Raw genomic sequence first — 14,680 nt, forward strand, 5'->3', positions numbered from 1 at the left:
GATTTGGAAATTTTATTTCCAAATCCTTTTTACTTAGCCTTAAGTTGGCTCTTTTTCTTTTCTTTATTAGTTAAGTGGTTTTCGCGGACATTATCTGGAATTTGGGTAATTTCAGTTTGCCGATTTCCTAATTGTGGTGCATCTGTCCGGTATAACTTAGTTGTACTCTTACCATGTTTACTGTAAAGAGAAGTAGAATTTTTACCAAGCTTACGGCGCAATTCGAGCATTTGTTGGTAGTTGGTTAAGTAATCGAACTTAGTTGGATCAGTTGGAACAAAACCAGTAGGAGTGTAGAAACGCAAGAGATTATGATTATTTAATAAATCAGAATAGTGAAGCGCTTGTTTGGCTTTTTTACTTAAAGAACTGATTCCATTCTTTTCTTGAGGTGTAAAGTTAATGATCTGACGACCATTTTTGCGGTTATAGACCGTCCCATTGATGCCTTTATTGCCTACGATGACGTATTTTTCACTAACGATCGTTCCATTTCTAAACACTACCCATTTTGGATAACTAGGTGCAAATAAGTCATCACCAAATTGGACATATTCTTTACTGTTAATTCCCAAAAGGTGCAATAGCGTTGGCAGAACATCAATTTCACCAGCAATTTCATGATTGATGTGTCCTTTAAGGTTAGGTGCGTGAATCATAAATGGCACCCGTTGCATTTGAACATTATTGAAGGCATTCCAAGTATCAGCACTTTCACCAATTAATGGTGCTAAGGTTTCGTTTTCTGAATTGCTTAAACCATAGTGGTCACCATAAATAACCACCATTGTGTTTTTAGCTAGACCAGACTTATCTAGATAATTAAAGAATTCATGAACAGCCTCATCTAAATAGTGAGCTGTTTGGAAATAATTATTAATGGTTGTATCTCTAGTGTTGCTGGTATTGAAGTGAGGATCAAGATCTTCAGCATCCATTGAAAACGGAATGTGGTTAGTTACCGTAATATATTTGGCATAGAAAGGCTGTTGCATTTGTTCAAGATATTTGATACTCTCTGCGAATAATAACTTATCCTTTAAACCATAACCGATTTTATCGGTGCGGGCATTACTGAAATAATTTTGATCGAAGAAGTAATTATAGCCGAGATTTTTGTAAACTTCATTCCGATTCCAAAAAGTACCAACGTTACCGTGAAATACTGCTGAGGTGTAACCATCCTGACGTAAAATTTGAGGGGCTCCTTGGAAGGTGTTTTCAGAGCCAAGAGAAGTAAAGAGTGAACCATCGGAAATACCATAAGTACCGGTTTCAAGCATATTTTCGGCATCACTCGTTCTTCCAAGCCCTACTTGATGGTAGAAATTATCAAAGCTAATGGTATGTTTATTTTTATAAAGTGAATTAAGGAAAGGTGTCACTTCTTTACCATTAATTTTGAGATTAAGTAAAAATTGCTGGAAACTTTCAAGGTGAATAATGATGACGTTTTTACCTTTTTCTTTACCGAAGAGGTCTTTGTTAGGCTGGCGGTAATTATCCTGAGTGAAAGAAAGAATTTTATTTAGATCGGTGGCATTAGCATTTTTGTTAACCGCCTCTGTTTTCGTACTTTTAATTGCATCATAGACAGTATAAGTGTCAATTCCCAAATACTTGACGACATAAGAACGATCAAAGGTGTTACGTAATAAACGTGGGCGAGAAGATTCAGCCATGAACATATTTAGTCCTAATAAAAAAGCACCAAAAGAAGTGATGGCAAAAGGTGTTGAGAGACCGTAGGAAGTTTGGTCAATCTTGATTTTGCCAATGATTAATAAGATGATGATGACAATTAAATCAAGCCAAACTAAGATATCAGTGGGGTGAAGTAGTGCAACAGCACTTTTTCCTAAACCTGGAGCCACTTTTTGGGCGTTAGTCATGGTCTTAAAAGTAAGAAAATCGGAAAATTGGCGATAATAAAGAATATTCGCAAAGAGTAAAGCCGTATTTAAAAAGTCCATGACTAGCATCATCGCGTAAGAAACAATGGGACGCGGAAAATAAAAGCCAATACCGATGAGTAAAATAGCTGTTCCAAGGGGACTGGTCCACATAATGATGTGTTGGTAAGGATCTGAAAGTCCTAAATTAAAATAAAAGTAGGCCACAAATAAATACTTGAGCCAAAATAGTACGACTAATAAAGTTAAAAAGCCAATTCGGGTTTGAATAAATGACTTAAATTTACTTTCTTTCAAGGTTCGCCCTCCTTAATATGTTAATTTTAAAGGTTAGTGTTCATTTAGACAATGTTTTGGTGATAGTTAGTAATTTCTTAAATTTTGTAATAGGCAAAATTGAGTATAATTTAATGAGAATACTTAGAAGGAAAATGTAGTAGATGCTTTTTTTAGGTCCGATATACGATATTTTGGCACAGCACTATGCTATGCAGATTAATCACTTTGCTTTAGTTAAATTAGCGTTGACAGCTTTTGACAAAACAATTTTTTATTTTCTAATTTTTGCGATCTTACGCTTGATTTGGCTCTTGTGTGTAAGGCATCGGCGTAGTGTCAGCTCAGAGGCTTTAGTTTGGGTCTTAGCATTTTATGCGATTTTGATCTTAATGTTTACTACTTTTAGAAACTCTTATTTTCCTTGGCAAATCAATCTTCATTTTGATCGACCGCTCAGTGAAATCAATTTAGTTTTTATGAAAGAAACTTGGAAACTGATTTATGCTCCAAGCCGAGTTGATTTTATTTATAATTTATTTGGCAATGTTCTTTGTTTTATACCTTTAGGGATCTTAGTTCCGTTAGTTTTTTCAAAGAAACAAACCTTCTGGTGGACCACGTTGATTGGCATGATCTTTTCAATTATCATTGAGTGTTTACAGTTTTTCTTAGAAACAGGAGTCAGTGATATTGATGATGTGTTTTTTAACACATGCGGGATGATGCTAGGGTATTTACTTTACTGGCTAGGCAAAAAAATTTGGCAAAAATTTCGCAGTTTTTAGGGCTTTTCATCTGGTATTTACTAAGTAAGATTGCTAAAATAGGTCTTGTGAAATAAATAATTTTATTTAGTTAGGAAGCAGATTTATGAGTTTAATTAATTTTGATAGTAGTAAATTAACTCCATTTGTTCATGAAAATGAACTTGGCGAAATGCAAGCAATGGTAAATGCTGCTAACACTGAACTTCGTGAAGGTACCGGTGCTGGTAGTGATTTCCTTGATTGGGTGGACTTACCAGTAAACTATGATAAGGATGAATTTGCCCGGATCAAGAAGGCTGCTAAGAAGATTCAAAGCGATTCAGAAGTTTTGATTTGTATCGGAATTGGTGGTTCATACCTTGGTGCCCAAGCTGCCATTGAATTCTTAAACAGCAATTTCTACGGCAAGGAAAAGAACGATATGCCAACTGTTGTCTTCTGTGGTAACTCACTTTCAGGTTCATACCTTTATGACTTGATTGAATGGGTTGGTGACAAGGACTTTAGTATCAATGTTATTTCTAAGTCTGGTACTACTACCGAACCTTCAGTTGCTTTCAGAGTCTTCAAAGACAAGTTGATTAAGAAATACGGTAAAGAAGAAGCTGCTAAGAGAATTTATGCAACTACTGACCGTCAAAAGGGTGCATTGAAGACTGAAGCTGATGCTGAAGGCTACGAAGAATTCGTAGTTCCAGATGGTGTTGGTGGTCGTTACAGTGTTCTTTCAGCTGTAGGTTTACTTCCAATTGCTGCTTCAGGTGCTGATATTGATGAATTGATGAAGGGTGCTGCTGACGCACGTGCAGATTACCAAGACACTGATCTTTCCAAGCCTTCACCATACCAATACGCAGCTCTTCGTAACATCCTTTACCGCAAGGGTTACACTACCGAAATTGTTGAAAACTACGAACCAAACCTTAGAATGTTCGGTGAATGGTGCAAGCAATTGATGGGTGAATCAGAAGGTAAGGACAATAAGGGTATTTGGCCATCAAGTGCTAACTTCACTACTGACTTACACTCACTTGGTCAATACATCCAAGAAGGACTTCGTAACTTATTCGAAACTGTTATCCGTGTTGAAAACCCACGTCACGATGTTAAGATCCCAGGCGATGAAAAGAACTTGGATCAACTTAACTTCTTGGAAGGTAAGAGCTTGAACTACGTAAACGACCGTGCTTACGAAGGAGTTGTTTTGGCCCACACTGATGGTGGTGTTCCAGTTATGACTGTTAACATCCCAGACCAAACTGCTCATACTCTTGGTTACTTGATCTACTTCTTTGAATTAGCTATTGGTATTTCAGGTTACTTGAACGGTATTAACCCATTCAACCAACCAGGTGTTGAAGCTTACAAGCGTAACATGTTTGGTTTGCTTAACAAGCCAGGTTATGAAGATTTACATGATGATTTGGTAAACCGTCTTAAATAATCGCTTACTCAGTATATACGACAGTATACGTTTAATATAGTTAGTTTTTTAACTAGCTAAAGAAAGGGTAGGAGCAATTGCTCCTGCTCTTTTTTTGTAAAGGAGTTTGAATAGGGTGCAGCAAAAAGAAATCAAGAAGAATATGTTGGCAGTTTTAGCAGCGGCTTTCATGTCATTTGTTGGAATTTTGACTGAGACTAGTTTGAATGTTACTTTTCCAACCATGATGAAACAATTCAAAGTTAGTTTGGATACTATCCAGTGGACGACCACCGGCTATTTACTGACTATTGCAATTATTATGATTTGTTCTTCGTATCTAAACCAGCGCTTTACTGCTAAACAATTATTTTTAACTGCTTGCTTAGGATTTATTGTTGGCAGTATTATTTGCGCTTTAGCTATAGTTTTTCCAGTTTTACTTTTAGGAAGGCTAGTCTCAGCTTTGAGTGCTGGTCTAAGTATTCCTTTAATGTTTAATTTAATTACGGAGATTATGCCACGAGAAAAGTGGGGCTTTTACATGGGGATCGCTGGCCTAGTGGTTGCCATGGCACCAACCCTAGGGCCAGCTTTTGGTGGAGCCGTAAATTATTATCTAAATTGGCGGCAAATTTTTATTATTGTGACGATTTTAGCCTTAATTGTTTTAGTGGCAGGTAGCTTTGTAATTGGTCAATATCATGAGGTTAAAAAAACTAGTTTTGACTGGATGGTTTTTATTTTATTAGCTTTGTCTTTTATTTCGTTAACTTGTGGAGTTAACCAAATTAGTCACGGCCTAGCTAACCCACTTTTGTGGGGGTTATTGATTGCCACTATTGTTTTATTAGCTTTATTTATTTGGCAATCTAAAAGATCGTTACGGAAGTTGTTAGATTTGCAGGTCTTTAAAGAAAAAATTTTTATCTGTGGATTACTAGCATATTTTTCATTACAATTTGTCAATATTGGTACTAGCTTTGTCTTGCCCAATTATATTCAAATTGTGGGCCATCAAAGTTCTCTAATTGGTGGTTTAATCTTGTTACCTGGTAGTATTATTGCGGGCTTACTTAATCCGCTTTTTGGTCAAATCTATGATCGAGTAGGTGCCAAGTTGCCATTATTTTTGGGTGGAATCATGTTAACTTTAAGTTGCTTGTTCTTTACCATTTTTGGCTTAAATTTAACGGTGATGATGATTATTGTTCTTTATGGTCTATTAATGCTAGGGCATCGAATGTCCTTTAGCAATACCTTAGCTGAGACTTTAAAATATCAACAAGGTCATTTAAGAGCCGATGCCACAGCTTTTTGTCAAACAGCACAGCAATTGGCCGGTTCAATTGGGACGACAATTATGGCGGCAATTATTGCGATTTGGCAAAACAAAGCGGGTGCTTCTTATTCTGTGTTAACTGCAGAAGGTAGTCAGGCGGCTTTTGCTTTTAACAGTTTCTTAGGCTTACTGATTTTGGTGAGTTATTTCTGCTTATTTAATTATGAAAAGCGACGTAAAGCTAAGAATTGACTTATAATAGAAATGGATGAATGAATCTGTGAGAAAAAAGACGGCTGAACATCAGTCGTCTTTTTGTTTAGAATTCTCTTTTAAAAAAGTTTGAATAATCTTTTCCCGCATGGCTAAGAAAATTAAATTGTGGCCCGAAGGGTGAACCCGATTAGTTAAAAGAATTAGGCCACTCTGTTTTACCCGGTCTAAAATTATTAGCGTACCAGTAAAGCCGGTATGCAAAATAATTGGATAATACATTAACGGATCAAAGCGTAAATCCCATCCCCAGGAACGAGGTTTTAGTCCACGTCTATTCTTATTATCAAACAGTAAGCTCACAGTTTTTTGACTATAGGGTAATAAATTGCGCTCTAGTCCAAGGTAACCACGACTTATTTTGATTAAATCATCAAGGCTCGAGAATAGGCCAGCTGAACCACAATCACTACCCAGTTGGCGAGCTTTGGGATCATGGGGGATGCCTTGTAAAACTTCGCCATCCATCAAAGCTGTGGGGACGCAGTTATCCTTTTGAGGATGGAAAGTAGTATTAGCAAGCTTCATTGGCTGAAAAACTTCATGCATAGCTACTTCTTGGACAGGTTGATGGTAAATCTTTTTAATCACCTGACCTAGTAAAATAAAGTTAGTATCCGCATAACGCATTTTGTGTTCAAATTCATCAGTAACGGGTAAGTTGATGATTGCTTCTAATAATTGATCATGATCAAGCAAATCCCGGTTAGGGATCCAGCCTCGGATTCCGCTAGTATGGGTTAATAGATGAAAGAGACGAACACGTGAATCTTTAAATTCAGGGACGTATTTTTGCAAAGGCTCAGTGAAATTAAGTTTGCCTTGATCGTATAATTTCAGGAGCACATTCTCAGTGGCCAAAACTTTGGTCAAGCTGGCTAAATCATATTGAGCGAAAGGACTGAGTTGAGTGACTGCTGGATATAAACTAGCAAAACCAACGGTCGAAGTAAAAACTTGTTTGCCCTTGATAAAAGCATAGTTAACTCCTGGAACAATCCTTTCAGAAAGCATTGATTCTATTAAATTTTGTGTTGCTGAATAATCGATCATTAGTACTCCATCCTTACAGAATCCATCGAAATACATTATAAAGAAAATCACTTGACAAGACTAGCCTAAACAAGCATAATTATCAATGTTGAGTTTGCCCGTTGGTCAAATGGTTAAGACGCCACCCTCTCAAGGTGGAGTTGCGAGTTCAATTCTCGTACGGGTGATTAACACTGAGATATAGCCAAATTGGTAAGGCACAGGATTCTGGTTCCTGGATGTTTGGGTTCGAGCCCCAATATCTCAATTTTGAGAAAATGTCTTAATGCTGAAAGCTTTAAAAGCCCAGTGTTAAGGCATTTTTGCTTTCTGCGATTTTCTGAAATTAGAAAAAAACGGGCAAAAAAACTTCATATTTGCCTTCATATTCTCAAATGAAGTTTAAACTCCTAAATTAGTTAAAATTGGTCTAGTTGAAATTATTTTAGTGTGTAGGTGGGCTAATCTTAGATGTTTAGCCATGATATAATAAACATGTATCATATTTTTGTTAATAACCAATGAACCAGCGTTTAGACGTTGGTTTTATTTTTATCTGTATCATAATTAATGGTTATAGAATAGGTGAGTTAATAATTATGAAGTATCAGCAAATAAGAGATTTCTTTAAAGAAGATTATCCAAGATTATATTTATTGTCAGGTAGTGAAGTAGCCACTCGAATTGATTTAAACGACAAGAGCCGAATTGGATATTATAAGAACGTTTTAGCGATAACATGGTTGACTATCCATAAACTAGAGAATACGCCGCGGCATCCCTACCAAACAATCATCATAGAGCATCATATTAACCACATTACCATGAAGGATATTATCCGAGAAATAGGGTATTGCAAGAATGCAACGAATAAGAAACACAATGAAGCATTAAGTAGTTTTGCTGAAATATTTAAACAGGAACAAATAAAAAATAAGGTCTATCCGCTGTTAGAATTTGAGTAAAAAAATAAGCACCAGTAAGAATTAATTGCTGGTGCTTTTAGTATGCTGTCAGATTGATTTTAAGAGGGCATACAGCGGTTTTATTAGTGATTTAGTATGACTATGCTTAATAGTGCAAAAACGGTTCAGTCTTGCGATTTAATAGACAGGGTTAAAAGTTATATACCACAAGGGATGTAACGAATTTTCTTGACCTGAAAAAAAGCCCCGAAAACTGAACTTTTATGCACCTGATTAAATCAGGTGATAAAACTGTATAAGCCATATAATGTTCGATTTTGTTAGATTGATAAAACGCAATATTTATTACTACAAAAAGTTAGCTAACCACAGACTACATAAGGCTTGAACACTAGATTAAAAAGCCCGTAAATTTGCATTTTTCTGCGGTTTTGGAATGCAACATTTAAAGCCCGAAAACCTGAAATATTTTCCACAGTGGGTATTTATTAAATCTGTCTCAGTACGTGCAGCTCGAACAGTTGTTTAATATAGGGCTTTTTATTTTCTAAGCTAACCACACTACCTAGATAAATGTTGTTATATCAATGGTTTCTTATTTTCTTAATTAAATTTAGTAAGGTTTTGACAGGTTTAAATTAATGCAGGTTTTAGCAGGTTAATTATTAACGGGTCCATATCTGGTTTGGTTGATTAAGGTAGAGGTAAAAAAGCCCCTATCTTAACAATTTCTCCCAACAAAAAACGCCCCTATGTAAGGGGCGGTCTCGTGACCGGCGATATTACATACCGCTTAAACGTTAATTCGGTAATACGAGTATACAGTCCTTTTTTTATTAACTGCACTATCATTTAATCAAATGTAGAATTATCTGTCAATTTTTTGCCGATTTCGTCTTCAATTAAAATCGCCCTAACCATTGATATGACTTAATTTATATAAGGTTTTCTAAGTAATCATAAAGCCCCTAAAACGGTCATTTTAGGAAACGATATAAAAGCCCCAAAACCTGAAAAAACATAAACCTAATTAATTAAAGAAATGCTGTTATATCAATACTTTCAATCAAATTAATCAAGTGCATACTTAACAAGTTAAAAAGGGGCTATTTTGCGTCATTTTGCATTATTTAGAACTTGACATTATTGCAATAAAAAAGAACCGCTGTTAAACGATTCTCTAATAATATTTAGCCAACCAATGGCTCAGGAACTGTTAATTTATCTGCAGCCACTAATTTTTGCTTTTCTAAAAGTAGATCCATAAAGTAATCCCACTCTTCATCACTGAATGTTTTTTCAAATTCAGTTAAGCCAGTAGCATCAGTACCAGGGGTTTTTACTAATTCATCTACATATTCTTTTATTTCAGCTTTCCGCATTTTGTTTATCATTTTTTAGCCTATTAATAATCAGTAATAACAATGTTTACCACCTAAATTAAAGTTTATTTTATAACCAATTTCAAGTAGTTCTCTAAATTGATTTAAGCTCTTTAGTGTTTCCACTATTGCTTATACCCTGCACTACTCGTAACAAATATTCACACTATCAATATCATGTTAACCACCGCTGTTGGCGTAGTGCGGTGGTTTACTGTTTGGCGGGTGTTTAATTCAAATACATTGGTAAAAATGGGACACCACGGGACACCTTATAGGACGGGGCTTAATCTTACAGCCCCAAGGGATTAGACCTATATGGGCAATGGGACACCACTTTCCAAACTTTCTCCCGTATGTGCCATATATGTTCCACAGCGTTTCACACTAGTATTTTACATACTTTTTTATATAAAAAGGTGTCCTAGTGTCCCATAAAGTGCTAAAAACGTTGATATATCAACGTTTATTAGGTGGACACCTCTAATGAAAATGGTGTCCTTTAGCGTCCTATGGTGTCCATGATTATCTTTTTTTAAAGCCCCTTACTCGTTTACCGTTGTAATATCCACGTTTACCGCTGTCATAATCAAAGACATTCTCCATTAAATTACGAATTTTAGTATCTTTATACTTGTAAAGCTTATCCATTAATTCATGCGTGGGGATGAAACCAGCATTGTGAAAGTCATTATATAAAACGTCAGCCAATTCATCTTCTGCACTATCCACGTATTCAAAGTTTTTGCGGTGGTTTTCTAGCAACTCTATTTGCTTGGGTGAAAGTAAAAAGGGATCTTTAGCTTGCTTATAAAGCCATACAGTTTCGCCCCAGATCTGTTGGACGTAATCAGGTGTTAGATCAGTAACAGGATTTAATTTTTGTTGGCTTTTATGTGTCATTAATGGTAAAAAGCGCCTTGTACCTGTTTTGTCTTTTAAATAGGTTCTGTTATTGGTAGTTCTAGCAAAGATAAATTTTTTAACGAATTGCTTTGGATGTTTGGCATAGGGCGGACGATATTTAAAATTGTTATCAGTTAAAAAACGTTTTATTTCTTCAAATGAGCTTTTACTTGTAGCTGCCATTTCATCATCGTTAACGATAAACATACCAATTAAATTGCCTAAATCATCCTTATCAGTAACCGAATTAAATTGATCTGTATATAGCCCCATTGGTGCTAGATTCTGTAGCAATGTGGTTTTACCTATACCTTGACTACCTACTAAATCTAATGATTGATCTATTTTGGTTAAGGGATGATAAACTTTAGCTACACCGCCCATAAACCACAGTCTAGTTATTAAAGATGTTACAGCGGATTTTTCTACGCCTAGAAATTTAGGGAAAAAACCGTCTAATCTACGTTTTTTATCATAATTTTTAAAAGCATTCTCCATATAATCGACCATAGGGTTAAAAGAGTGGCGTTGAGAAACTATATTTATAGCACTTTCGATTCTAGCTTTGTTAAAAATAGTGTGGTCATAGTCTGATTGATTTTCAATATAATTAGCTATTTCATCGTTGTAACTATCAATAAAAGAGCCTTTTTTAATATGAAGTTGTGATATTTCCTTAGTAATTTCATTTTCTTCTGAAAACTCATTGTATTGAAATGCACCTTTAAATATTGGGTCATTATCTAGAATAGCCACAACGTTTTTAATGCTGTCTTTCTTTATATTGCCGTTAGAATTAAGAACAAAAATAGAGCGCAATAATTTATATTTTTTTACGTCTTTCTTTTGATCTTGTCTTACTTTATCAACTTTTTCTTGGTCTAAACTTTTTGATATTTTTGCTAATTCTTTGCCAATATTTAGCATATTTTTTCCTTTATTTTTTGCGGTCATTATCTAGCCACCTTTCTAAATGCTACCGCTTATAGAATCAATATCTACATCAATTTCCTGTAATGTATTATTGATTGCTTCAAGATTTTTGTTTAGCTCCTTTAGTTCCTGTATTAATTCCTTATTCATGTTTTTGCCTCCAAACGTTAAACACTTAAGATTAATCCACCTGCACGGGTTAACATGGTATAATTACATTAATAAAAGCCTGCTAGAACTGTTTAAACTGGCTTGCTTATTATTAGTAATTAATACCGTTTTACTTGCTTGTTACTAGTTGCGATAGTAACAGGCTTTTTATTTTGCTTTTGTGAGGGCATTTCATGACTTGCTAGCCACTTGGTTATGCTTTGTTTGCCATAGAGCTTGCGACCGTCAATATTAGCCACTGGCATCCCTAAAGAAGCCCAATATGTAATAGTTGAATCAGCAACACCAAAATATTTAGCTATTTCTTTGCGGTTTAAATATGGTTTATTGGCGGTCGTGGCTTGCTTGATTGCATCCCTCACAACGTTAAGCACATAGGTTTTGATTTCTGTTTCTTGTGATTCATCCAATTTAAATTCCATGATTATTGCTCCTTTTCAATAAATTCGGCTTGATCTTCAAGGTTACCGCCTAGCTCTAAAATACTTTTACTTAGATACTTAAGTGTTTTCTTGGTGGTCAAGGGGTCGCTAGGGTCTTCTTCTTTGAGTTTGTCTATTTCATCGTTTATTGCATTAAAAAGTGGGTAGAGCTGTTCTGCTGTTCGCTTCATTTCATATAAAGCTTGATGCAATTTAATTTCATCGTTCATTGTTAAGCCTCCATAGGTTCTAATTCATCAAAATCATATTCATTGCTTTGTAGTTCTTGAATGGTTTGGGCTAGTTCATTTCTCATAACCTCTATATATCTTTCAGGAATCTTATTTCGTCCATATTCCATAATCGTACCGTCTACAAATGCACAATAGAGGTAACCGTCCTTATACCAACGATTTACCACGTTTGAACCGTCTGCACTGTAATTAGTCATGGTTTACCACCGCCTTAGTGGGATGCGTGGCAAGCCATGAATCAATTTTTTTGACCGTTTCAGAACGCAGACCGTCAGTTTTACCATTTATTACATTAGCCATAGTGTAACGGCTAACACCTAACTGTTGAGCTAGGGAGCTAATAGTTAAATTTCGTCTTCCTCGTTCGATTCTTAACGTTTCTAGTTGTTGATTTGTGATTTTCATTTGTAAAACCTCGTTTCTAGTATTTACGTTTCCAGTATTGGAAACTTCATAAGTAAAATATAATCTAAGTTTCCATAAAAAAGCAACAAAAAGTTTCTCGTTTTGGAAACATTTTATGATATTATTTAATTAAATAAGTGAGGTGAAATTTTGTGAATCGAATTAAACAACTTAGAAAAGAAAATGATCTAACCTTAACAGGATTAGGGGAACAATTAAATTTACCTAAGGGAACATTAAGCAGATACGAAAACGGCATACGTGAGCCTAAAGAACCAACTTGGCAAGCACTGGCTGACTTCTTTAATGTGTCAGTGGACTATTTAAAGGGCTATGGTTATTCAAAGGGCTACATCTATAAACAGTTAGATGATGCTTACAAAGAAAAATGGAAAGACCCAACAGGGCAAATAATGGGCGGTAGTTTTGATAAAACAGTTGATGCTTATTTGAAACAAGCCAAAATAAAAAAGCCCTCCAAGATTGATAAAAATTTTTGGAAAGCTAATTTTAGTTACTTATTTAATACTCCAAATATTAATCGACTGTTAACTACTAAAGATAAATATAGTGATGATGATATTAAATTAATGCTAGAAACTACTATATTTTTTAACTTTAACGGTATGAAACAAATAATAGATTATTACGAACATCAATCTAATCATTCCTAATACTAACTAATGCTGACATCGCAATTATAGAGCCCTGTTCATTCTGATTGACCTCAAATTCTAAGTGGTTCAAAGTCACTTAAAGGATGAAGTAACGTTTCGTTACTGAATAAACAGGTCGTTCCGAACGACCTGAAATCAATCAGATGGATTTAGAAAATTGTAAAGATGACCACAATGACAGGTTTTGACAAGTTTAACCTTGGGTTTTCTAAATGCGTCAGACGCATTTTAATGCTGACATCGCAATTATAGAGCCTAGTTCGTTCTGATTAATCGTTAGTTGATTATCTTACATCCCACAGCGGGGGTAAAATACAGACCTCACATATTCAATTTGTGTTAAACATTTAAGATTAGTTCACCTGCACATGTACTAATTAAAGAGGTTATTAACATGTATAATGATATTAAGGAATACACCACGCCTAGTGGTGAGAAGAGATACAAGTTTTTAATCTATGTGGGACGGGATGAAACAACAGGACGTACGATTCAGATTAAGAAGCAAGGTTTTAAAACACAAGATGAGGCATTAGAAAGTTACTTGAAGTATCGTTTAAAGGTAGTAAAGGGAGAATATACCCCTGTAAGCAAGAAAAATCTAACCTTCAAGCAACTATTTGAAATGTGGTTGAAGTCATATAGAACAACTGTAAAAGAAAGTACATACGCTACCACATTGCGTTACTTTAATGGCCATATCTTAAAATCGTTGGGGACAATCCTAATAAGTAAGTTAACGGTTCTTAATTGTCAGCAAGCCGTAAACGAATGGTTTATTGAAGCTCCTAGAACCTATAAAAGATTTATTAGGTACGTGAACAATGTACTTGATTATGGTGTTGATTTAGAGTTAATTACTAAGAATCCAATGAGAAAAGTAATTCGGCCTAAGACGCCACAAACAAAGAAGCCGTTTACTGACTTTTACTCAAAGGATGAATTAAACGTCTTTCTAAGGGATGCCAAGGAATACAATTTTAGATATTTCATTTTCTTTAGACTATTAGCATATTCAGGCATGCGTAAAGGTGAATGTTTGGCGCTTAAATGGTCGGATATTGATTTTAAGGATAATACTATTAGTATTAACAAGTCAGTCACTCAAGGGCTAAATAATCGTTTGTATCTATCAAATGGTAAAACCATTAACAGTATTAGAACGCTTGATATGGACACTCAAACAATGGAATATTTGAAAGAGTGGAGAACATCCCAGCAAAAGCAGATGTTTAAACTAGGCTTTAACTTCTTAAGTCAGGACAACTTTATTTTCCCTACTGTTAACAATGAAATTACACAGCCATCAAAGCCAACGCAATGGAACAATGCTATTTGTAAGAAGTATGGTTTAAGACATATTAAAGTTCACGGCTTTAGACATACGCATGCTTCTTTATTATTTGAAGCTGGTGTATCTATGCAAAATGTGAAAGAACGCTTAGGACATGCGAATATTGAAACCACAATGGATATTTATACGCACGTAACTAAGAAACAGAAAGAAGAAACGGCTAACCAATTCGCAAGCTATATGGAGAATTAGCCTTCATATGCAACTTCATATCCAGAGCCGTTTTTGTGAAAGCTTGAGTATTAAGGCACTAAGAGGTATAAGGCTAGAGCCCCAATATC

14 protein-coding genes and 2 tRNA genes are annotated in these 14,680 nt (G+C 35.2%); 8 read left to right on the plus strand and 8 right to left on the minus strand.

Translation table 11 applies throughout. From position 1 onward, the window contains the following. Window positions 1-29: 29 nt before the first annotated feature. Window positions 30-2,210, minus strand: coding sequence for an LTA synthase family protein (locus tag EJK17_RS03385; RefSeq protein WP_103661095.1), 2,181 nt, complete (start codon window positions 2,208-2,210; stop codon window positions 30-32). Between the two features lie 143 nt (window positions 2,211-2,353). On the opposite strand from EJK17_RS03385, the gene EJK17_RS03390 reads away from it, so the two are divergent. The 3 genes from EJK17_RS03390 to EJK17_RS03400 all read left to right on the plus strand — a co-directional run bounded on the left by EJK17_RS03390 (window position 2,354) and on the right by EJK17_RS03400 (window position 5,916). Next, window positions 2,354-2,977 (plus strand): VanZ family protein, encoded by a 624-nt coding sequence (locus EJK17_RS03390; protein WP_103661096.1) that lies wholly within the window; start codon window positions 2,354-2,356, stop codon window positions 2,975-2,977. 85 nt (window positions 2,978-3,062) lie between these two features. After that, a complete protein-coding gene (locus tag EJK17_RS03395; RefSeq protein WP_103661097.1) occupies window positions 3,063-4,403 on the plus strand; it encodes a glucose-6-phosphate isomerase in 1,341 nt (446 codons plus the stop codon). A 142-nt stretch (window positions 4,404-4,545) separates the two neighbouring features. Continuing rightward, on the plus strand, window positions 4,546-5,916 hold the full coding sequence (locus EJK17_RS03400) for a DHA2 family efflux MFS transporter permease subunit (RefSeq protein WP_127796203.1): 1,371 nt from the start codon (window positions 4,546-4,548) through the stop codon (window positions 5,914-5,916). Between the two features lie 51 nt (window positions 5,917-5,967). On the opposite strand, the gene EJK17_RS03405 is transcribed toward EJK17_RS03400, so the two are convergent. Beyond that, window positions 5,968-6,990 (minus strand): serine hydrolase domain-containing protein, encoded by a 1,023-nt coding sequence (locus tag EJK17_RS03405; RefSeq protein WP_103661098.1) that lies wholly within the window; start codon window positions 6,988-6,990, stop codon window positions 5,968-5,970. 95 nt (window positions 6,991-7,085) lie between these two features. Between EJK17_RS03405 and EJK17_RS03410 the strand changes: the two genes are divergently transcribed. From EJK17_RS03410 to EJK17_RS03420, 3 genes are all read left to right on the plus strand, one after another. Continuing rightward, a tRNA-Glu gene (locus tag EJK17_RS03410) sits at window positions 7,086-7,157 on the plus strand. A gap of 7 nt (window positions 7,158-7,164) precedes the next feature. Then, window positions 7,165-7,237 (plus strand) — tRNA-Gln (locus EJK17_RS03415). Window positions 7,238-7,568: 331 nt separating this feature from the next. After that, window positions 7,569-7,934, plus strand: coding sequence for a hypothetical protein (locus EJK17_RS03420; protein ID WP_127796191.1), 366 nt, complete (start codon window positions 7,569-7,571; stop codon window positions 7,932-7,934). 1,151 nt (window positions 7,935-9,085) lie between these two features. Here EJK17_RS03420 and EJK17_RS03425 read toward each other — a convergent pair. The 6 genes from EJK17_RS03425 to EJK17_RS03450 all read right to left on the minus strand — a co-directional run bounded on the left by EJK17_RS03425 (window position 9,086) and on the right by EJK17_RS03450 (window position 12,368). After that, entirely contained in the window at window positions 9,086-9,277 is a 192-nt protein-coding gene (locus EJK17_RS03425; protein WP_127796192.1) for a hypothetical protein, read from the minus strand. Between the two features lie 525 nt (window positions 9,278-9,802). Further along, window positions 9,803-11,137, minus strand: coding sequence for a VapE domain-containing protein (locus EJK17_RS03430; RefSeq protein ID WP_246011969.1), 1,335 nt, complete (start codon window positions 11,135-11,137; stop codon window positions 9,803-9,805). A gap of 248 nt (window positions 11,138-11,385) precedes the next feature. Continuing rightward, on the minus strand, window positions 11,386-11,709 hold the full coding sequence (locus EJK17_RS03435; protein ID WP_168180724.1) for a terminase small subunit: 324 nt from the start codon (window positions 11,707-11,709) through the stop codon (window positions 11,386-11,388). A gap of 2 nt (window positions 11,710-11,711) precedes the next feature. Next, window positions 11,712-11,939 carry a hypothetical protein gene (locus EJK17_RS03440; protein WP_127796193.1) on the minus strand — a complete coding sequence of 76 codons (228 nt, stop codon included), beginning with the start codon at window positions 11,937-11,939 and terminating at the stop codon, window positions 11,712-11,714. Between the two features lie 2 nt (window positions 11,940-11,941). Continuing rightward, window positions 11,942-12,160: a hypothetical protein gene (locus EJK17_RS03445; protein WP_003631018.1), complete on the minus strand. Its 219-nt coding sequence runs from the start codon at window positions 12,158-12,160 to the stop codon at window positions 11,942-11,944. Next, window positions 12,153-12,368: a helix-turn-helix domain-containing protein gene (locus EJK17_RS03450; protein WP_127796194.1), complete on the minus strand. Its 216-nt coding sequence runs from the start codon at window positions 12,366-12,368 to the stop codon at window positions 12,153-12,155. The genes EJK17_RS03445 and EJK17_RS03450 overlap by 8 nt, the downstream gene beginning before the upstream one ends. 152 nt (window positions 12,369-12,520) lie before the next feature. Between EJK17_RS03450 and EJK17_RS03455 the strand changes: the two genes are divergently transcribed. Both EJK17_RS03455 and EJK17_RS03460 read left to right on the plus strand, forming a co-directional pair. Then, window positions 12,521-13,042, plus strand: coding sequence for a helix-turn-helix domain-containing protein (locus EJK17_RS03455; protein WP_127796195.1), 522 nt, complete (start codon window positions 12,521-12,523; stop codon window positions 13,040-13,042). A gap of 397 nt (window positions 13,043-13,439) precedes the next feature. Beyond that, window positions 13,440-14,591 carry a tyrosine-type recombinase/integrase gene (locus EJK17_RS03460; RefSeq protein ID WP_127796196.1) on the plus strand — a complete coding sequence of 384 codons (1,152 nt, stop codon included), beginning with the start codon at window positions 13,440-13,442 and terminating at the stop codon, window positions 14,589-14,591. Window positions 14,592-14,680: the final 89 nt, after the last annotated feature.

This window comes from Lactobacillus xujianguonis (assembly GCF_004009905.1).
Taxonomy (GTDB): Bacteria; Bacillota; Bacilli; order Lactobacillales; family Lactobacillaceae; genus Lactobacillus; species Lactobacillus xujianguonis.

What these genes read in the sequence shown, in the direction of transcription:
- EJK17_RS03390 (WP_103661096.1), top strand. Translation starts at nt 2,354, where the DNA reads ATGCTTTTTTTAGGTCCGATATACGATATTTTGGCACAGCACTATGCT.
- EJK17_RS03395 (WP_103661097.1), top strand. Translation starts at nt 3,063, where the DNA reads ATGAGTTTAATTAATTTTGATAGTAGTAAATTAACTCCATTTGTTCAT.
- EJK17_RS03400 (WP_127796203.1), top strand. Translation starts at nt 4,546, where the DNA reads ATGTTGGCAGTTTTAGCAGCGGCTTTCATGTCATTTGTTGGAATTTTG.
- EJK17_RS03405 (WP_103661098.1), bottom strand. Translation starts at nt 6,990, where the DNA reads ATGATCGATTATTCAGCAACACAAAATTTAATAGAATCAATGCTTTCT.
- EJK17_RS03420 (WP_127796191.1), top strand. Translation starts at nt 7,569, where the DNA reads ATGAAGTATCAGCAAATAAGAGATTTCTTTAAAGAAGATTATCCAAGA.
- EJK17_RS03425 (WP_127796192.1), bottom strand. Translation starts at nt 9,277, where the DNA reads ATGCGGAAAGCTGAAATAAAAGAATATGTAGATGAATTAGTAAAAACC.
- EJK17_RS03430 (WP_246011969.1), bottom strand. Translation starts at nt 11,137, where the DNA reads ATGACCGCAAAAAATAAAGGAAAAAATATGCTAAATATTGGCAAAGAA.
- EJK17_RS03435 (WP_168180724.1), bottom strand. Translation starts at nt 11,709, where the DNA reads ATGGAATTTAAATTGGATGAATCACAAGAAACAGAAATCAAAACCTAT.
- EJK17_RS03440 (WP_127796193.1), bottom strand. Translation starts at nt 11,939, where the DNA reads ATGAACGATGAAATTAAATTGCATCAAGCTTTATATGAAATGAAGCGA.
- EJK17_RS03445 (WP_003631018.1), bottom strand. Translation starts at nt 12,160, where the DNA reads ATGACTAATTACAGTGCAGACGGTTCAAACGTGGTAAATCGTTGGTAT.
- EJK17_RS03450 (WP_127796194.1), bottom strand. Translation starts at nt 12,368, where the DNA reads ATGAAAATCACAAATCAACAACTAGAAACGTTAAGAATCGAACGAGGA.
- EJK17_RS03460 (WP_127796196.1), top strand. Translation starts at nt 13,440, where the DNA reads ATGTATAATGATATTAAGGAATACACCACGCCTAGTGGTGAGAAGAGA.